13 protein-coding genes are annotated in these 20,347 nt (G+C 36.8%); 4 read left to right on the top strand and 9 right to left on the bottom strand.

Going from position 1 to position 20,347, the window contains the following annotated elements:
• Positions 1-77: 77 nt before the first annotated feature.
• Complete coding sequence (locus QVO42_RS08535; protein ID WP_288164195.1) at positions 78-2,765, bottom strand: sigma 54-interacting transcriptional regulator; 2,688 nt, start codon at positions 2,763-2,765, stop codon at positions 78-80.
• A gap of 127 nt (positions 2,766-2,892) precedes the next feature.
• Between QVO42_RS08535 and QVO42_RS08540 the strand changes: the two genes are divergently transcribed.
• A complete protein-coding gene (locus QVO42_RS08540; RefSeq protein WP_022425697.1) occupies positions 2,893-3,105 on the top strand; it encodes an RNA polymerase sigma-54 factor in 213 nt (70 codons plus the stop codon).
• Positions 3,106-3,184: 79 nt separating this feature from the next.
• On the opposite strand, the gene QVO42_RS08545 is transcribed toward QVO42_RS08540, so the two are convergent.
• The 8 genes from QVO42_RS08545 to QVO42_RS08580 all read right to left on the bottom strand — a co-directional run bounded on the left by QVO42_RS08545 (position 3,185) and on the right by QVO42_RS08580 (position 15,211).
• A complete protein-coding gene (locus tag QVO42_RS08545) occupies positions 3,185-5,266 on the bottom strand; it encodes a TniQ family protein (protein WP_022425698.1) in 2,082 nt (693 codons plus the stop codon).
• 222 nt (positions 5,267-5,488) lie between these two features.
• Positions 5,489-5,722 (bottom strand): hypothetical protein, encoded by a 234-nt coding sequence (locus QVO42_RS08550; RefSeq protein WP_022425699.1) that lies wholly within the window; start codon positions 5,720-5,722, stop codon positions 5,489-5,491.
• 3 nt (positions 5,723-5,725) lie between these two features.
• Positions 5,726-6,961 (bottom strand): TNT domain-containing protein, encoded by a 1,236-nt coding sequence (locus QVO42_RS08555; protein WP_022425700.1) that lies wholly within the window; start codon positions 6,959-6,961, stop codon positions 5,726-5,728.
• Between the two features lie 18 nt (positions 6,962-6,979).
• Positions 6,980-8,257: a zinc ribbon domain-containing protein gene (locus QVO42_RS08560; protein WP_022425701.1), complete on the bottom strand. Its 1,278-nt coding sequence runs from the start codon at positions 8,255-8,257 to the stop codon at positions 6,980-6,982.
• A gap of 104 nt (positions 8,258-8,361) precedes the next feature.
• On the bottom strand, positions 8,362-11,490 hold the full coding sequence (locus QVO42_RS08565) for an ATP-binding protein (RefSeq protein ID WP_022425702.1): 3,129 nt from the start codon (positions 11,488-11,490) through the stop codon (positions 8,362-8,364).
• A 14-nt stretch (positions 11,491-11,504) separates the two neighbouring features.
• Positions 11,505-13,022, bottom strand: coding sequence for an Ig-like domain-containing protein (locus QVO42_RS08570; RefSeq protein ID WP_022425703.1), 1,518 nt, complete (start codon positions 13,020-13,022; stop codon positions 11,505-11,507).
• 35 nt (positions 13,023-13,057) lie between these two features.
• Positions 13,058-14,089, bottom strand: a complete 1,032-nt coding sequence (locus QVO42_RS08575) for a zinc ribbon domain-containing protein (protein ID WP_022425704.1) — start codon at positions 14,087-14,089, stop codon at positions 13,058-13,060.
• A gap of 477 nt (positions 14,090-14,566) precedes the next feature.
• Positions 14,567-15,211, bottom strand: a complete 645-nt coding sequence (locus tag QVO42_RS08580; protein WP_022425705.1) for a hypothetical protein — start codon at positions 15,209-15,211, stop codon at positions 14,567-14,569.
• 292 nt (positions 15,212-15,503) lie between these two features.
• Between QVO42_RS08580 and QVO42_RS08585 the strand changes: the two genes are divergently transcribed.
• Genes QVO42_RS08585 through QVO42_RS08595 form a run of 3 tightly spaced genes read left to right on the top strand, consistent with a single transcriptional unit; the run spans position 15,504 to position 20,346 of the window.
• On the top strand, positions 15,504-17,399 hold the full coding sequence (locus tag QVO42_RS08585; protein WP_022425706.1) for a TniQ family protein: 1,896 nt from the start codon (positions 15,504-15,506) through the stop codon (positions 17,397-17,399).
• A gap of 5 nt (positions 17,400-17,404) precedes the next feature.
• Positions 17,405-18,082 (top strand): TnsA endonuclease N-terminal domain-containing protein, encoded by a 678-nt coding sequence (locus QVO42_RS08590; protein WP_022425707.1) that lies wholly within the window; start codon positions 17,405-17,407, stop codon positions 18,080-18,082.
• Positions 18,058-20,346 carry a TnsB C-terminal domain-containing protein gene (locus QVO42_RS08595; protein WP_022425708.1) on the top strand — a complete coding sequence of 763 codons (2,289 nt, stop codon included), beginning with the start codon at positions 18,058-18,060 and terminating at the stop codon, positions 20,344-20,346. Before QVO42_RS08590 ends, QVO42_RS08595 begins: the two co-directional genes overlap by 25 nt.
• The last annotated feature ends 1 nt before the right edge of the window (position 20,347 follow it).

A 20,347-nucleotide genomic window follows, 5' to 3' on the forward strand; every position in this document is an offset into this window, starting at 1 on the left:
TTATAGATCTTTGCACTTGATCTGTACAACTAGCTTCCACTTTTAAACAAGCAAAAAGTGTGCCAATTAATAGCACACTAATCATTAATAATATAGTTGTATATATATTCTATTTCTTCATCTGGAATCTCAACATTGTAGTATGTCTTAACTTCTTTCATTGAGATATTTACTTGGTCTATAAACTCTTGATGCTTTTCTTTAAAGTCTTGATCAGTAAAGTTTGAAATAGCTTGTCTTGTAACTAATCTTTCTACAAGACAACAGATATGAACATATAATCCAAAGCATGTTCTATTCTTAAATCTCTTATGTAAGATATTCTGTAGATGATCAATTGCTTTCGCTACATGTTCTAGTAGTTTATCTGGATTTAATATAGTTAAGTTATTCATAACATTGGATAATGTGAAATTACGTAAGATATTCTTTTCGAATACCTCCATCTGAGCTTGAGTCATATACTTTCCAAAATATACTTCTATCGCATTCTGACCCTCATTAATAATCAATTCCTGTATACCTATATATTTCATAGATTCAATATTTGGATCAAGTGTTCCAATGACACATACAACCTCATAATCATTCATTAACTGATCATAGACCTGTTTACGTATTAAAGCAGGATAATCATAAGTAATAATCTTTAAATTAGAATCTTCAGGTAAAGAATTGAATAAGATTTCTTTGATCTTATTCGCTGTACCAACTCCTGATGCACAAGAACAGATTACAATAGGGTCTTTCTTTTTCTTAAGTTCTATATGCGTTTTATAGATGTTTTCCTTAAGAATAGAATCAATTACTTCAGTCACTGTTTTATTGAGTTTAATTCCCTGTCCTATTTCTAACGCACATTTAGTATTAATATTGTTTACTAAGGCAATATCTGCATTACTTGTATCTAATCCCTGATATATTTCTTCAAGAGAACCCATATCAACTAATAAATAAAGTTTTGAGATATTACCAACATGTGCAATGTAATCATTGATCTTTCTTGTAATAGTTTGTACATCCACGTCTAATGGCATATCAATCGCATCAAATATATAACTATTCAACATTCTATTGGCTGCTTCCGCAATAGAACTTGCAGTTAAATAACCATGCGCAATAATAACCGCAATTGTGAGATCTTCACCAGAATGTGCAAAATACTTAATCATACAAATACAGATAATACATTCTACAAACTCATCAATATCCTGGTTCATATTATTCTTTAAGTAATGAGAAACTTCCTGTCCTATTTCATATTCACGATGAAATTCAAGTTTTAGATATTTCTTTAAGTTTTTTACTTCATCATAATTCTCATTGATCCAATTATTTGTGAGATATGTATTCTTAGAGAATTCTGAGACATATGTCGCAAGTGCAATCAACTCATTATGTGAAGTCCTAAAGCCGTAATGTTCAGTGATATTATTAAATATCTTTTCTAGATAGTTTGTAAGATAATCAATTGAATCTGCACGATTATCATTAAATATAAGCTTCTCAAAATATCTATCTACAGTATTCTGTGCATTTACTGAAAATGACTGATCTCTTTTAAGATTAATTAATGATTGATAAAAATCTTTAATGATTCCCTGATCTGATACAGGAAGAAGTGTGTTAAGAGACACAAGTTTATGCTTCTTCATAATCATAGAGGAAACATCTATACTATTTCTAATACTGTCAGGCAAATCATACGCATGTATTTCTAATGTATCTGAATTACTTTTATATAATGCACTCACACAGCTTGCCTGAATAGTATTAGTCAGTTCACCAATATTACCTACAAATGTGTGATTCAGTAACAACTCATAAACGTTAGATGAAATAAGAATTGTTTTGTTCACACGTTTCTCTTCGTTCTTCAAAAAGCTATACATGAGTTCTAGCTTTTCATTTTCTCCTCTTTGGGCAAGAGATGGAATTGTAAGAATAACTGGAATACGTCTGAGGAATGTTTTTAATAATGCTTTTTGTGGCACTTCTGTTGTCGCAAATATAATTCTACATTTAGATTTATACCACTTATTATTATCACCTACTAAGTGATAGATTCCCTGGTCCATATAAAGGAATAATTTTTCCTGACATTCAGCATTTAAACAATGCACTTCGTCTAAGAATAATACTCCACCATCCGCAAAATGTAATAAACCTAAGTTATCACTATCTGCACCTGTAAAAGCACCTTTTTTATAGCCAAACAGATTTGCTGTGAGTAGCTCTGGGTTATTGGCATACTCTGAACAGTTCACCTGTACAAAATTCTTAGATGCATCAATTAAGCCTGTGTCTACACAATATTCATACGTAAGTTTAGCCATAAATGATTTACCCGTACCAGTTGGTCCATAAAACAACATAGGTAATCCTACTGGTGGGTAAGATACTGTTGCCTTAATCTTCTCTACAATCTGATACATGCTTTCATTAGACCCAATAAGCTTTTCAAAGTTCTTTAATTCTGTCTGATTGTTTAATTCAGCTTCCAATTCATCTAATGATTTGTATTCATCTGATGAGAGCTTCTTCTTATACTTACTTTCAAGAGAACCTCTTGAAAGATATAAAACAGGGCTTGTTTTGATTTTAATAAGCTTCTTGTCATTAAATAGTTCATTTAATAATCTCGTCACTTGATTTCTACTTAGTTTTAATTCTTTTGATAATTGGATAGATTGACATTCTTCATATGAATTTTGATCCATTCTTCCATTAATCAACAACATTATTTTGTCTTCCAATGAAATCACCTCGTCATTCATGATAAAACAAATAAAACTTGTGTGCAACAATAGTGATTCGTTATACTTTTCTAATAAATATTTATACATTAATTGGCACGAATTTTGCTATATAATATAGTGAGAGGTGATGAATATGAAACAAAAAATGCAATATATTCAAACATTGAAACAAACATTAAAATTAAATCAAAAACTATTAAAATCGTTAGATTTCCTTACTGACAACATTGATGATATCAATAAAGTTGTTCAACAAGTATTAGAAACAAATCCTTTTTTAGAACTAAAATCACCTAAAAACTATGATACTCAGCAGTTGTTAACCTTCAACTCTAATTCTCGTTAAGTCCTTTCTTTTACACAAATATAACAACATAATCTACAATTGTAAATATGCTTTCTAAAAACAGAGCCCTGAATGTGTATCAGAAATATTCAACTGCAAATGCTTTTATCTTATAAACACCAGGCTTTACTATATCAATCTCGCCGTTATCTCTCATAACACCAAGTGCTCTTGCAAATGCTCTGTATTTGATATCTTCTTTTCCCAGAAGTTCCTTAAGAGTAAATGTATCACCAATTTTATATGTTTCACTGATATACTCTCGTATCACAGATTTTGCCGTTTTCTGCTTCAGCTTTTCCAAAGAGATATTCAATCTATAGATACCTATTCTTCTTGAAACAAGATATCCTCTCTTTTTCAGGATCATAAAGATTATCTTCAGTTGCTCAATATCAATATTTTCAATCTGCTGCTTTGTGATGTCGATATCCTCATTCTCCTGATAATGAGTAAAAAGATAGACTGCAACTTTTGCATGCATAGAATCATAGCCATCCAGACTCACTTCGTTATACTTCGTTACTGGCAGTGTGTTCGTTGATACGCCACTTCCCAGGCTTTTCAGAAGGTTCTTCTTATCAATATGGAATACTTCACGCGTATTCATATCCAATAATTCCGCTTCATCATTATGAAAGCCTAATAAGCTGTATTGCCTGGAAGTTCTTTCCTCCACGAAACGCAGCAGCCATTTATCCTGACGTATTTTGCATACCGGGCATCTGGGCTTTTTGTAAAACGCATGGATGCGTTCACTAAACTCATGCCCGCAGGTGTCATGTGTGATTACTACATCCTCAATGCCGTTTGTATAGGAAGAAAGCGTAAACGGACCATAGCTTCGCACCTTAGCTGCAACCTCATCAAACGGGGTTGTCTCGCAGGTACCGTTTCTGATATCATCCGGAACCATCTTCAGTACCTGATACGGAGTATTCACAAAGCTTTCTCCCCTCCTGTAATCGAAGAATTCCATTTTATCCTTCCATCCGGTAAGTTTTGCATTTGTTGTAAACCTGCCGTTCGATGAAATCCGGATCATCTTATCAAAGATTTCCCCTTCATCCTTTTCTATGCAACAGGGACATGACCATCCAGATTCTATCCCGTATGCAGTTGCAGCAAATGTTGTTCCACACGCTTTATGTTTCAGTTCAAGAATCACGCCTCTTTTATCGACAACCGTATATCCTTCTGGAACGATATACTTCCCCTGCTTTTCTACTGCTTCCCGGTAAGATTCAACATCTCCGAACAGAGCATATGCGCAACACATAAGGATATTGAAACGTTCTCCCAGAATGATATTCCTCATCATTGTAGATTCTTTATACATGCGAGAAGCTAATGCCTCTGGATTTTCAAAACCAAGTTTCGTCATAATACAAAGATATCTATCCTCAAGATCAGGCTCTTCTTTCGCTTTTGCACCTAATGCCTGTCTTACAGTATAAAGATCCGTGCTGATATTAGCCTTTAGCAGTTCATCCGCAAACTTAGCATATTTGACCTGCTCCTCTAAATCAAAACCGGTAACCGGTTCGAACCGTTCAGCCATTCCTTTCCTGTCTCTTATTATTTTCATAAGCGGCGTTCTGTGTTTATGACATATTTTTACACCATACAGATGATGTCCACGCCTTAAATAATGTCCTTCTTTTAGACAATCCGGACACACATAAACATCATCAATATATCCTGCCATAATATGTCCTACAATGTTTGGATAGTCACGTTTCTTACGTACCATCGCATTAACAGTCAGGTACTGCTTCACCTTACTCATAAATGACAGATATACTGGCAACACTGTGTGGTTAGCAATAATTTCTGCTCCGGTATAATATGATGATAATCGCGGAAGTAGAAAACTGATATCTTCTAAGGAGTCTAATCTGAGTTTGGTATCGTCCTTATCAGGGAAAATTCCTCTATGATTGAAAAAGGCTTTTGGGTTTGTAAATCCGTTTGCCTCAGCCAGGCGGAGCAAATATGAATACAACAATTCTTCTTTATACATCTTTGGAATGTTAAGCAATCTCATTTTAATAACCTCGCATTTTTTAATACAAGTAGTATATGTCAGAAAATTGACGCTCACCAAGCTCTCAGGATCCACGGTTTTGATATCAACATTCTTCATTTCTTCGATACGCATAAAATAGACCTCCAGAATTTCTTTTTCTGAAGGTCTAGGTTCCCAATTATGCGTTTTTCCGATTTTTGTGATTTTTTAATGCAAGAAGATGTTAATTTGTTGATTGCTGCTAACTTAGAGTCATTTTATATACGTTGTATACATTTCACAAAAACATAAACAGTATTATAGACCTAAAAACATTCTAGCAATAACACTTAGATCCCTTCTTGGATTTTACTATTATGCTCTCGCATATTTATCCAATTTTTTATTCATATATTCACAAGCCTCAGACTCTGAGCTAAATTTCTTCGCACCTCTTTTTTGTCCTCTTTCGCTGTAATAAACTTCCCACGCTGAGTCACTCTTTACTAAACAAAATGCTTCATTAGGAAATCCTCCCACTAGTATCGAATACATATTTTGTGGAACATCCTTTTGAATCAAAATTTTTTCTAATTCATTTACTGTCATAGATTATATCCTCCTTAAATAACCTTCATCTATAAGATCTTCTATCGACTCTGGCATCAAATACTGAGTGCCTCCACCTGGCTGATCAAACCAAGGAGCTACCTCTCCTTGCTCGACAGCTTCTATTGGCTTTACAACCTCAAACTGACTATAAGGCTTTTGATCTGTGCCAGGAGCTACAGCTCTCTCTTCATATGGGGTGTCAATTGGAGCCGTATAATATCCATCATCTGCACCATATCTATCGATTTTAGTTCCTGGTTCCAGAGTTACATTCTTCGATGTACCTTCAACCACACCATCGTTTGGTGGCCAATTAATTTCTCCAGTTTCTTGATTATAATACTTTGGATTATCAAAAACTTCTTTATTATCTAAATACAACTGATCATCTGGTCGATATTTCCAACCGTCTAGCTTTTCTCTATCCTCTGGACTCAATTTGCCAGCATCTGGATTATCAATGTCTGATTCAGTATCTTCTGCACCCTTTGGATTCTCGGTATCTGACTCAGTATCCTCTACATCCTCTAGATTCTCTGCGTCTGACTCGTATTTGCGATAAGATTCCTGAACGTTATCTGGAAGTTCTGAAAGTTTAACTTCTTGAACGTTTGATTCATCTACTGTTGATACATCCGAAAGCGGATCATCTATCTCATCATTACCTGGAATTTCTTCTGTAGACCTTTCCGTATCAACAGCATCCTGTTCTGGTTCATTTAATCGAGAACGATTGTCTGTTTCTTTATTCGATACATCTCCTTGATGCAAGTCATTACCTAATACCGAAGGCTCTGTCATATTCGGCTCACTGCCATTTTCCTCAACACGCTTGTCGAGTTCCTTCTGGTCATGATATTCATCCTGGCTCATATCACGAATTTCTGCTTCATATGCCTCTTTAGCATCAACAGCCTGATTTACATCGTTAATACTGAAACCATTGTTTTCTACCTCATTATAAACCGGGTTGTTTATAGTTTCAAGCTGTTCAGAAGTTTCGTCTTCAATTTTATCATTATTATCCAGTTGTGATGCTGCATCATCCTGTTCACTTATGTCTTCATTTCCGCTTATTTCATCAAGCTCCGCCTCATTATCCAGTGTGTCTAATCCATCTAAAACTTTGCCAAGCTCTTCGTGTTCCTGGTTTGCCTGTTCTATCTGTTCTCTATTGGCACGCTGGAGTTCCTGGTTTTGTACTTCTATCTCACGCGTATTATTTTCTATTCCCATGTCATATTCCTCGTATAATTACTCGTTTTTATCATTTTCTATCGGCATACCACATTCTGTACAGAATTTGCTTCCTTCCATGATTTCAGCGCCACAATTAGTACAGAATCTTTGTTTCGGCTTCTGAGAAGATTCCTTTGCTTCACTTTCTTCGCGTAAGTCTTTTCCGAAGTTTTGATTAATTACTTCAGTAGTTTCTGTAACTTTATCAGATGCAACTTTGCCTGCATTTGATAATGGTTCAAACTGAGCAAAATCTACAGATGCAATCTTTTTACATTCCTTGACTAAAAGCACGGCAGCAATAACCATTATCAACATCGAAAAGAAATAGATTGTCATATCAGAACTATGATAGATGATCAATCCTATAAATTCAGATGATAATAAAGTTAAATAAATAGCAGACAACAACACATTAAGATTTAGCAAGTGCATGTTTGGACGTTGTTTGCGAGTGTTGTGGTAATGAATTATTAAAATCGCAATAGGAATAACCAATAGGGAAAACACAATTGGAATCCCAAATAGGCTCACTGTCCTTTCTGTAGTTTCAAAAAGGCCTTCATAACGAAGGGTATATTCAAACCCTTTAGCTAATTTAAGTAAAGATATGTTAGTTTTAGCATATTCTGGCGGACCAGATACATTAAAAAACGAGTAGCTTACATTTCCCTCAGAACTACATACAGGCAAAACAATAAATGCAACTATTAAAAAAAGAGATAAAATAATAACTGGTTTTTTGCCTTTTTCATATAAATCAATATTTGCTTTTTTCGCTTTGCTGTTCCATATGATAACACCGTTTTTTTCTGCAATAGAAAAGTTTAAAATAGTACAATAAATCAAAATAGTTATTACAACAACAGTAATAATAGTTGTATTTTCATTTCTCGCAAGAATATATTGATAAAAGCCCATGTAAACAAGACAAATAATCACGTTGTTTTTTGCATATTGGCCTGAATTTTCTTGCTTTTCTAATACGTGATTTATGTACAATAAGAGTGGAGAAATAAAAACAAAAAGATACAAAATCAACAAAGCAAAAAATAATACCCATTTCAAAATTCCTGGCAAAGGATAATTGGAAGGCAAGATACCGCCCATTGCAGTTACATGCATATGGAAAGCTTTCCCATCATCTACATAAACTGGAAGAAACCACGAAATCCCTACTATTAGATAAAGAATAGTCTGTTTATCAATGTTTTTTCGTGGGTCAAACATTTTTCGATTGTTACTTATAAATTTAGCAGTTTCTTTTGCTTTCCCTATAATTCTACTAATCATATTCTCATTTTCCTTTCATTTTATTAGTCAGATATTTGCGCTAAATTTCTATAGCAGCATATCTTCCATGAAATTCATTTAATTTATAAACAGCTTATTATAATCTAAAACGGTTTATTCATTTTTTCTATGAGCTTGCGTTCCACAGCTACATAATCAATCCCGTTCTGCTCCACATTCTGAGCATGAACCAGATATGGAATAATTGAATTATTGTATGCCGGAGGAAGTAAAATATATTTTTCAAGTTCTTTTCTAAAGCTGTTCTTCCACTCTCTTATCTCATACTCATCAGGCTGATCATTTTTCTTTATTTTTGATTCCAGAGTTTTTATTAGATTTTTCGTGCAGGAAATGTTTAAAAGAGAAGTTGTAAAAAATTCAATATCTCTCCCTTTTTCGAGACGGGACAGCGTATATTTCATACAGCACTTCATTTCTTTTTTCTTCAATGAACCAATCTTGGTATTTTCAATTACGTCATACATATGCTCAAGGCTGATTTCTTTATCTCTGATGTACTGGTTCATCAGTTCTTCAATTACGTTTCCTCGAAGTATCCTTAATTCATCAAATAATACCGGATTTATCTTTTTCTCGTATTTGTTTGAGTATGCATCAATATGAGTAAGAACTGCTTCAAGCCAGTTGTTCTGCATTACAACTGCAATTCCTGTTGGAAGTTTGGACAATTCAGCAATCTGCTTATCGTTAAGACCGACAGCATTCCCGGCTGTCTGGCAGTCTGTCTTTTCTGGAAGACGCATAATAATCTTTGTATTCGTATTTTTTATTGCAGCAATATCTACTGCTGTTGGGGACTGGTCAACAATTACAAATCCTTCTCCATACGTACGCATTTCTGCAATACTGTTGCAGATCATTTCAACAGATTTCTTCACAACATTTCCACCTGCTGTAGAGGAATCAACTTTTTTCAGAAGGTTATGGGCTTCTTCAAGCACGGTAATGTGTCTAAGTTTTGAATTCGATTCATTTGCATTTGCCATTCGATATTCTGAAAGCTTCAGGACAAGAATTCCCATGATCAATGACTTTGTTTCCGTAGAACCAACACGGCTTAAATCTACTATTGTATTTTCATCAAAAAATGTGCTGTCCGGAATATCATAGGAATCACAGAAAATCTGGCCTGATATACCATTAGTCAGTGATGTTACTCTGGTTACCAGAGCGCCAGTATAATCCCCCTTGGTATCAGCAGAATAACTGGATTCATTGATTACTTTAGGTAAAACCTGCATTAAATCACTGAATGTTGGATATACAGGCTCTCCTTCACCTAAATAAATGGAATTTAAAAGATCCCAGCCTTTTTCGATGTAGCTTTTTTCTACCGCGTCTTTTAAAATAGCAGGCATAGCAGCATACATTTCCCAGCACGCATTAAAAATCTCTATCAGTCTGTCCAGGTGTTCAAGAATATGAATCCCCGGATCAAAACGGAAAGGGTTTAATTTAAGCATCTGTCCTATCAGAGAGTTTGTTGTAAAAATGTTGATGTTTTCGACTGCACCAAAAACATCTTTATATTCCCCTTTTGCCGGTTCAACAATTAAAAATGGAATATCGTTTTCCATGAATTTTTCCAGCAGTCCATAAACCGTATTCGATTTACCTGACCCCGTAGAACCGGTAATAAAGCAGTGAGACGAAAAACTGTCCAGGTCTAATTTGACCTCTGTTTTTTCTGTCTCTCCCATATGGTGTATGCTTCCAATTCTGATCTTCTTTGATTCTTTCGTTCTGCTTTGTACAATAACATTCCTTCCAAACGAAGCTACGGAACTAATTGCAAGTCCTGATATTGACTTGTGTGGAACTCCCAAAAATAAAGGCAGTTCCTTACCACTGATATAATTTCCAGGAGTTACATACTGTTTGGCATACAGATTTTCCATTTCCTGTGGCGGTTCTATTTCTATGACTGGATGTCTGCCGCATGTTAAGTATTCCAGCACCTTCTTTGTATTACCTGATTTATTTTCCGAACTCCAGATATTAAAGTATGAGTTTTCAACATCCGTATCATCTCCAATCATCAGCGCCTTGAACGTACTTGCGGCCATTGCAGATGTTTCTATGCTTTCTGCCACGAAATATCCAGCACATTCCCAGATTCCGAATGCTTCACAGGATTTGATTCTCTCCAACTGCTCATCGATCTTGTCAAGCATATTAGTTATTGCTTTATTTTCCTGCTCGATTGTCATTGTGTTTGAAGAACCGGTTGAAGCTGTATCAGCATAAGAGGATCCATGCCCTACAGTATCCGTAATTCCTTTGGAAGTTGTTTTCGAAAATGATGGGCCACCGCTCAATCCAAGACTGGATCCGCTTGAACTGCCGCCATTAAGACCAAAACCAAAAAGGTTTAGTCCTCCACTTGTGTTGGAACCACTATTCATACCAAAATTACCATTGGATGAGAACCCAACGGTTTTTGAGACACTTTCATTGACTGATGTTGAAAAATTATCAAACACGCTTTTTGAAACAGAAGAATTCTCATTCTCTCCATATGCAAGTGATACCTTTGCAAGCGGCGAAAGACTGGAATATAGTTCTTCAAGCCCTTTTTTACGTTCTTCCAGCTGTTCCTTATTTACCGGTTCTGCGATAAATAACGCATTATATATCTGCCCCTGCATGGTATCAATATACTTTTCAAGGCCCTGGACAAATTTTTCCTTGTCTTCGTCTCTTGAAGCTGGCACGACTGTTATGCTGGAAACATTCTTGCACAGATCGTTATTTTCCGTACGACCGATATTGTCTACTATTCTTCGTATTTCAGATGCTTTGTTGATTCGAGTAAGTGTACTTCCCGGAAAATTGCCAATAAAACTTTTTTCAAGAACCTTATCGGCTATAGTTATATTATTTTTCTCTTTTACCCCAATGTAAAATGACGTTGAATCAGCTGTTCCTTCAACAAGCAGAAAAACAGTGCTGTTGATTTCCTGCAGAGCACTATACACAGATATCAGCTTATCATTGATATTTTCGTTTTCATCATAGATAAGCTTGTCCAGTCTAAAAAGTCGAATCAGACGTTTTTCTTCTTCATAATCGGGAAGTTCCATCACTTCCGAATCGGACAAATCGATTAGATATTTTTTGTTTATAAACTTGTCTGCTATGGAAAGTCCGGTTCTTAACATAAGATCTCGTTCTTCTTTGATAGCGACTAAATCAATTTTATTATCCATATCTTTCCCTCTTGCTAAATAGTCATACTTACAATCACGAAAAGAGCCGCAAGTATGGCCAGTACAGTATATGTGTTTTTGCATTTATTTTCTTCCAGGTGTTTTAATGCTAATGCCTTTAACATGTTATAGGCGCAAATACCAGCTGCTATAAAAAACACGAATCCAAAAGGATTTATTAAAACTGTAATAAATCCTGATATTACAGATACCACGAATGCTAAAAGCCCTTTTCTGTAATATTCCATGCTGTCAGAAGTCCTTTTTGAAAATGTACTGGCAACTTCAACTATGCATTTGCCGACAACTCCTGTTTTTACAGCCTTAAATTCAAATGTGCAGGAACCAACTTTATTTGCAGTTATTACAAAAGTACCGTCGCTTTTTGCTTCTAGTGATGCGACATCGGAATCTGAACACGTATATGTGATTCGGGAATCAGATACATTGCGTGGAGAAATTGCGATGCTGATCGATTTCTTTTCATTTACATCCAATTCAAGCCTATGCGGCTTTATAGTTATGCTTTCTATGCAGATATCCGATACATGTACCGGTTTGCTATCAAATATCGTTTTTTCACCATTTATCACTGTATAAAAAATAACATTCGCTGTACCCGCGCTCTTTGGAGCCAATACATTATCTCTGATTTCTAGTATAGCTGTATTGTCTGAATCCATCTGAAATGGAACATCTGCAGTTTTATCTGGATACAAATAGACTTCTGGTTTGTATGTATCACGTATTTTAAGTTCTGGGATATCTGCTGCATAATAAACTGGTTCAACTGAAATGCATGATGTAAATAAAAGCTGATCCTGTTTATCAAGTATCGAGTAAGCTGAACTAATTTTATCTGCAATTGTTCTAATTTGTTTGATGACACAGAAGTAATCAACAATGCTGTTAAATATTTCAGTTTTTCGTATTGCTGGCACCTTCCAGACATATTGCTTTTTACCGTCAGCATTTTTCCCGATACATTCAGCCTTATTGCTTTCCGACGTGCTGAGAATAATACGCGCAGTGCTTTTTCTGTATGCAGCCAGAGCAGAAATATCATCGTCAACAATACAAAAAGCTTTTTCAGGAGTATCGACCGCTACATACGCAGCATTACTTTCGACAAAGTCCTTGTTTTTGCAGAACACTTGCAGCTTATAAAACGGTTCTGTACTGATATTATATTTTTCTGCTAAGCCCTGAAGAGATCTTAACCTATCATTAGTATCTATATGATTATTATGGTTTTCTTTCCTTAATGAAAGGCATTTATAAGCGGCATCTTCGGATGCATAAACAGATATTATGCCTTCCAAAAATTCCTTTTCAAAATATTCCCCACAAACTGACAGATTGAAATCATCATATATTGCTGTCCCTATTTTTTCAGATATCTCATCCGCCCAATCCAAGAGCGATGAATTTTCATAATCCTGAAAATCTGTCTTTCCCGTCATCTTACTTCCATTACAGAAGAATATAAATTTCTCCTTGAATGGATCTGATTGTATCTTTGCCTGTTCCATCACTTAACGCTTCCTCCTTCTATCTGCTCTATTTTTTATTCAGTTCTATTGCCACAATATGGGCAAAATTTCGCCCCGGCAGGAATTACTTCATGACAAGATGCACAAGTCTTTTTTGCATCCTGTGTATTAAGAGACTCATTCACTATTGCCGTAACAGGTTCTTCTTTGTTGTCGGCTGTATCATCATAGCTGTCTTCTGCCGCATTTGTCACATTAATAAAAACTGGCGTCTGTTCGTTGTTTTCTTCATCTTCTGAATCAGATGAATTATCATTTTCATCCATGCTCTTCATTTTATAATCGCATCCCATTTTCTGTAGATTGCCAATTCGAGCGTCAATTTCTTTTCTTGGCCCCAAAAGTGTATCCAGGTATTCACATAGCTCATTTCCATACCCAATATTAAAGCAGAATTCATCGGATAAAGATTCGTTTTTAAATACTTTTCCATTTAGAAAATATACAAGTTTTCCAAAACCAATTCCCAGAACGGCTTTTTGAGCATTTACAGGAAGCGTAAAGAATGTATCTGTTATTCCCAGCGTATTTTCATTTAACGCCCTGATAATATCTACGGGTTTTTTATTGCTCAGGTTAACCTTCTTTTCGATATTCTGAGTATCGGTATATTTAACATAAACCCGAACACCTTCCGGAATCGTTGAATCGACTCTTCTTGCTGCTTCCTCAACTTCTTTTAACAGCGGTTTTAATACGCGAAGATGCTCTTCTCTTGTTATTTCCTGATATCCAAATGTCATACGCTGACCAAGATTTGATACTGTTTCTGCTATTCCACTCAAATTGACTTGTTCAAGCTTTGATAATCCAATAGTTTTCAGTTTTTCATAGTCTACTTCTTTTAATTTGCCAAGGCTTGCTTCTTTTATCTTGTTTAAATCAACATCCTTCAACTTACCCAGATTTACCTCTTTCACTTTATTAATATTAACTTCTTTCAATCTGCTTAAGTCTATATTATTGTCTTTTGCTTTTGCGTCAATTTTTTCTCCCGCTTCTTTAACTACGTTCGAAATGTCGTCTAATAAATCTTTCCAGTCCATTCGCATATTCTCCTAATATTAAAAAGTTATAAGTATTTATAATATAATTATATTTTGTATTGGTTTCACTACCTAACCCTCATTTTAGCACAAGTAAAATAGTAATTACAGTAATTAAAGAAAAAGCAATTCTCTTTCAGATTTTCATCATACAAAAAAAGGACACGCCCATCACAGACGTGTCTTTCACTAAATTTTCTTTCTGATATAGCAGCTCAGTTCATAAAGCATCGGGCTTTTTCCAAAAGCTTTCACACTATACAATATGTAACAACAATTCGAAGTTGCAAATCCGTCAAGTCCTATAAACTTTGGGAAATTCGAGATTAAAGCCCATAGGTTGTATGAGAAAATAAAATTCACTGATTTTTCTGACATATTATAGGTACAACACCATTCAGGGACAATTTTATCCCTATATTTAGGGACAATTTGCAACATATAACGACAAAAGACAGTCCTAAGATATCCTGTTGGTTAGTCTTTTTCAGACCTGTACTCACGGACGATACGTTGAAACATCTTTTCACCGACAGAATGTCTGTCAGGAGTTTTATTTGTAAGTTTTGCTCTGGCGTTGTTAAACGGAATCAGCCCATTCACATAATCCTGAACCACATTTCGGCCATCTTGAGTGAGTGTCCAGTAGTGTACGTTCCGTGAAGGTCTGCCGGGTTTTCTTTTTTCAGAGTTAGGTTTTTGCGTATTACGGCGTTTCCTGTGAGCGGATATCTGATTTAAAACGCTGTTAAGTAAAGCAAAATCAGAGTGTTCATTATTGTCCTGATAGTTTATCGACGTAATCCGCAGATCCACCCCACTGGAGTGGCACGTACGGATAACCCCCTGTATTGCTGGAATTTCACTAGCAAGCACGTACAGACGGGATACATGCACGATATCCCCTTTTTTAATAGGCCTATCTGCAGAAGGTTTATGTAGCCGTTCTTCCGTATCGGAATATATAAGCTCGGTCAGGTCTCTACTAAATCTAAATCCTGGTATTGCTTGAGGTTCGCCACCAAGCCAGTGGCGCCGATCAGGCACAAGTTGTTCGGCAATTTTGCGTTGCTCATCTATTCTTGCGTCTTTTGTATCTCGGAAAAACCACCATTTTTTCATAGGCGAACCTCCTTTCATGTATTTTTTGTAGTGGTTAGTAGCAGTAACCACTACATTATAACATGTAATGAGAGAGCGCAGTTAATAAGCAAATAATAATAAACGCAATAATTGCATGTTTATTAATTATAAGTTATTTATAAGTAAACAAGCAGGCTTATGTGCATTTTCAAAACGCATTAATTGTAAAAAGCAGGCGCAAAGCGTCAGGATTTTACGCGTGAAGAAGCAAACTACCATTCTGATTATGACATATACCTGATGAATGCAAAAAACTAAGAAAGGAGTATATATGCGTATTTCAAACAGATTTTCCCCTCTCGACGATGAATTATCTATTTCATATGTTATGAGGCTTGCATTTGCAAATGGATTTCCAAATGAAACTGATTTTCTTACGGCTTTTGTCTCTACTGACAACGGTCTGCAGCATACAAATGACTTTTGTCTGGACACTAAGGCTCTGGCTGACAAAATCAACATTATGGATCCTATCGAACAATTAGCGCAGACAACTGTTATCCCTGCACTCTGGCCACTGCTGCCTGCATCCATGCAGGACCGGCATATCAGAAAAGCATTTAACGGATGTAAACGTTTTGGCAGTGACAAAGTAAATCTTTTAACTCCACAGCTTCATTACTGTCCCGAATGTATGAAACAGGACAATTACCTTCACCGCATACATAATGTACCGGGAATCTATTACTGTCCCTTTCACAAAACCATATTAAGAAACTTTCATGATAACTCTGAGGTTATCCCACTAGTTTCATACGAAGCTCAGGCAGCTTATCAGGAGCTCTTTATTGCTCTTCTTAAAAAGTGGATAAAGGCTGACTACAGAGCCTCCAAGCAGGCACTTGTAAAACGCGTCAGAGATATGACATCTGTTCCGATTTATAAATACCTTAGTGATATTCTCTCAGAATACGGTATTGATGATTATTCCGCTGCAAGGCTTTCTTCGTCACTTAACAGTTATATGCCCGGGGTTCCCATGCACATTCTCACAATGCTGTTCGGGACAGTCTTTCCTAGTGCAGACCTCCTGATGGATTATCTCGCAAAAGTCTCAGAGTCATACGATTTAGAAGAGGTCTCCCCTGAAGAATACGATCTTCTTAACAGAACTTCCTTTGGAGTAATCCACTTAAGGCACAAAGCATGCGGTCATTCATTCTACACCACAGAAAACAGCATCCGGGAAGGCTGGCTATGTCCGAGGTGTGACGCACAATTATCTGACCAGGATTTCTTTGAACAGATTGTTGCACACAAAGGACGTGGCGAATATCGCATCAAAAAAGGATATCGTGGTCTACGTTATAAGGTTGCATTAGAACACTCCTGCGGACAGCTGCTTGAAGTATCGGCTTCAAAATATCTCTATTACGGAGCGAAATGTGCGTGTACACACACATTATTGCTTTCAGATGCTGATAAACAGGTTCGGGAAGCAGGCAACTTCAGGTTACTGTCTTTTTCTGGAACCGATAAAGATGCCACTATTCTTAGTGAGGACTGTGGACATACGTTTGTTTTTCATTACGCAAAATTCATCCGGCATCCCTGCTGCAAAGCCTGCTCTCCGCGCTGTCCTGATGAAGACATGTTCCGCAAAGAACTCTATGATCTGGTTGGAAATGAGTATGAGCTTGTTGGCAGCTATACTACCCGTCTGGCGGAAACAATGTTTTTACACAAGACATGTGGAAGAACCTTTTCGATGCGGCCAAGCCATATCTTAACCGGTCATAGATGCCCCTGCTGCATCCGACAGTATCGTAAGTCTGAATTTGCGGAATTTGTTGATGCTTATACCTGCGGAAGGTATGAGGTAAAAAGCTTTGTTGGAAAATCCAAGGCACTGATTCTTGATAAATCATCCGGGCAGGAAATGCTTGATGAGAGATGTTTTATCATCCAGGAGCTTACCCGTCCTACCCCATCGAGCAGATATCCTCATGAAAAACCACCTGATAAGCCTCTGTTACTTGCGTCTGACAGGGTATTAGCTGCTATACAGGAACTCTACCCTGATCCAGACAGTATAATCACCACCAGAGGAATACAGGTTTCTGGGTTATCCACAAAACAGATTGGCCGAATCATGGCAAATCAGCTGACTAAACTTAATGTTCTGGAACGCATCGGCCCCGGAACCTACAAATACAAAGAGAGGTAAATATAATGAACAGAATCAGTAATAAAACAAAAGAAAATCGTGGCTACGGGAAAGGTGAAGGTAAAAACTATAAGCCTTATATCCAGGCCCACGAGTTTAACTCACAGGGAACTACTGTAACTCTTCGCGACTGGATTACCGGTCGCTCGGTAGAACTTCTTTCTCAGGGAGAAGCTGAATACTGGCATATTCTTAGATTTAACGATGACATTATCGACATTCGTGAACAGATTCCTCTTCCAAAAGAAGACACAACAGCTATTGCTGAAGAAATGGGCTGTGAGCCTGCCGGCAAGGGACGTACAACTATGACATCTGACTTCTTTATCGTGTACGCAGATCAGCATATGGAAGTTCACTCTTTCAAGAAAAACATGCGCAGTATTGAACGTCAGCGTACATTAGAGCTTTTAAACATCGAGAAAACTTTCTGGGAAAGAAAGAATGTTTCTTTTCGAATGGTATTCGGTACAGACATCAATCATATTCTTGCCAGCAATATTCGCGTGTGCAGCTACTATTACGAAGAAAGTTCTGTTTTCGATGAGACATCGTGCCTGAAGCACCTGATCATCAGAAAGAAAATCGATGTAGACCTTACAAAAGAAAAAATTGATATTCCCGTATTGAGGGATGTGTACAGAAAGGAGATTGCCACATGGATGAAATCCAGAGAAATGTAAATAAAGGTTTGTGCAGAGGCTCTATCCTCAATGTAAGATCTGCCGACAGACTCAAAACTGGCAGATACAGAGTCCTTAATATCAGGAATGGACTTGTTACTCTCTGCGAGATGGATGTATCTTCTTTTAAGCTCAATGTACAGGTTTTAACGTATCTTCAGGATATGCTTTACGATGGCATGATTGAAATTGAGTCTGAAGAAAAGCTCGTTTTTGATTATGAGAAGCTTTCTGAATATCAGAAAAATATTTACACCCGTAATCTTTCCATCGTTAATGCTGTCGCAGATGCGTATGGACCGGATTATCTGGACCTAGCAACACATAAACCGAAGCCGTTATTAAAAAAGTTTGAAGATGAGTATGGTTTGTCAAACTTTACTGTCCGACGAATTATTCGTCTTTATATTCAAAGTGGATTTAATAATTCTTCGCTTCTTGATCAAGCTCAATTCATGCAGAAAAAACAGGATAACTATTCCTGCTATGCAAAGAAAACCGGAAGAAAATGTGAAAATGTTATAACAGGAAAATGTCTTACCTCTGAAGACATTGCTCATTTTGCAGAGGCTTTGGAAAAATATAAAAAAGGACGTAAAAAGACATTTAAATCTGTTTTTCTCCTGATGAGTGATAAATATTATTCGGAAGAAATTACCTGTGATGATGGTACTCAGCTTATCAAACTATTACCAGCTTCTGAGCGTCCTTCCTTCCGTCAGTTTACATACTATTGCAGTAAACATCTTTCAAAGGAGGAAAAGGACCGTATCAAAACAAGTGCCATGGAACAGCGAAACAATAAGCGACTTCTGCTTTCAGACTCCAGATATAACGTCGAAGGCCCTGCCGACCGCGTTCAAATGGATGAGGTTGAAGTTGATATGTCCATTGTATCATCATTGGACCCATCAATAACCGTCGGTCGCCCAATCGTATATGTTATGCATGATGTGTTCGGTTCGAATATTCTCGCAATAGGAATCAGCTTTGACAACAACTCCGTTCTCGGAATGACGAACTGTTTCCTTAATCTTGCCCAAAACAAAGTCGAATACTGTGCCAGATACGGAATTACCATTTCAGAAGATATGTGGCCGTCCTGCTACCTTCCAGGTAGAATCCTTGTAGACCGTGGTGCTGAATACCGCAGTTATGAAGCTAAACGAATCTTTCGTGAACTTAACATCCACCGCGAACTGGCCCCCGCAGGTTCTGGTTCCATGAAGGGTCTAGTAGAACAATGGTTTCACCAGATGCATTCCTCACAGAATCCTTCTCTTGAAAAGCATGGGCTGATTGAGAAAAGACACGATTCCAAACATCATAAGGAAGCCTGTCTGACAATCGATGATTTTACAGTCATGCTGATCAACTTTGTGATTCATCATAACTGTTCGGTGCTCTCTGATTATCCATTAACCGCTGACATGATCTCTAAAAGAGTAGACCCGGTTCCAGTGGAGATTTTTAAATATGGTTGCGAAAAATATGGAACCCCAAAACCGATTTCCAATATTCCACAGTATTATTTCAGTCTCATGCTTCCACAGAGTGCAAAATACGATCGCCGTGGAATCCGCTGCAACGACCTATTCTATATCAACAGAAATGATCATGAACTTCTTGCTGACATGTATAATGCACACACTAAACGTATTAAGTTTCCTGTGCGTATTGATCCACGTGATGTAGGCTCTGTATACTATATCAGAAATAATCGTATCATGAGAGCATCATTGAATTCTGATAAGACGGGAAATGCAGATGTTACAGGAATGACGTTAAGCGAATGGACATTGATTATCAAATCTCTTCGAGCAAGACGCCGAAGCCTTGAGATCAATAAGCAGCAGTTTGATGCTTATATCGAAAAAGTAAACGAACTGATTGTTAAAAACGCAAAGAAGGTTGTGACTAATCAGCCAGCAACCCAGAATCTTTTAGAAAACCGGGCAAAAGAAAAACATCTCGAATCAAATAGTCTTCGAATGTTTGACTATCTTAACCAGTATCTTGATGAGCAGTTTGGGGAAACTGTATCTGCATCCCTGTCAGAAGCAGAAATGCCTAATACTTATGAAGTGCTTGATTGTGATATAGATGATGAGAACACCAATATCGGTGGATTGTCTTCAGATGCTTCTGAAATGATAGAAACTCGGGAAAATTCTGATGACTGTGACATCAATATTGCCGAAAATCCAGCCGCATACCTTGCAAAACTTCTTGCTGAAGGCTGGACCCCAGGAGGTGACAAATAAA

The sequence above is a fragment of the Catenibacterium sp. CAG:290 genome (assembly GCF_000437715.1).
GTDB classification, from domain to species: Bacteria; Bacillota_I; Bacilli_A; order Erysipelotrichales; family Coprobacillaceae; genus Catenibacterium; species Catenibacterium mitsuoka_A.

Bases quoted from the DNA above. Each gene is read 5' to 3' on its own strand.
- QVO42_RS08540 (WP_022425697.1), top strand. From the start codon at position 2,893: ATGAAACAAAAAATGCAATATATTCAAACATTGAAACAAACATTAAAA.
- QVO42_RS08545 (WP_022425698.1), bottom strand. From the start codon at position 5,266: ATGCGTATCGAAGAAATGAAGAATGTTGATATCAAAACCGTGGATCCT.
- QVO42_RS08550 (WP_022425699.1), bottom strand. From the start codon at position 5,722: ATGACAGTAAATGAATTAGAAAAAATTTTGATTCAAAAGGATGTTCCA.
- QVO42_RS08555 (WP_022425700.1), bottom strand. From the start codon at position 6,961: ATGGGAATAGAAAATAATACGCGTGAGATAGAAGTACAAAACCAGGAA.
- QVO42_RS08560 (WP_022425701.1), bottom strand. From the start codon at position 8,257: ATGATTAGTAGAATTATAGGGAAAGCAAAAGAAACTGCTAAATTTATA.
- QVO42_RS08565 (WP_022425702.1), bottom strand. From the start codon at position 11,490: ATGGATAATAAAATTGATTTAGTCGCTATCAAAGAAGAACGAGATCTT.
- QVO42_RS08570 (WP_022425703.1), bottom strand. From the start codon at position 13,022: ATGGAACAGGCAAAGATACAATCAGATCCATTCAAGGAGAAATTTATA.
- QVO42_RS08575 (WP_022425704.1), bottom strand. From the start codon at position 14,089: ATGGACTGGAAAGATTTATTAGACGACATTTCGAACGTAGTTAAAGAA.
- QVO42_RS08580 (WP_022425705.1), bottom strand. From the start codon at position 15,211: ATGAAAAAATGGTGGTTTTTCCGAGATACAAAAGACGCAAGAATAGAT.
- QVO42_RS08585 (WP_022425706.1), top strand. From the start codon at position 15,504: ATGCGTATTTCAAACAGATTTTCCCCTCTCGACGATGAATTATCTATT.
- QVO42_RS08590 (WP_022425707.1), top strand. From the start codon at position 17,405: ATGAACAGAATCAGTAATAAAACAAAAGAAAATCGTGGCTACGGGAAA.
- QVO42_RS08595 (WP_022425708.1), top strand. From the start codon at position 18,058: ATGGATGAAATCCAGAGAAATGTAAATAAAGGTTTGTGCAGAGGCTCT.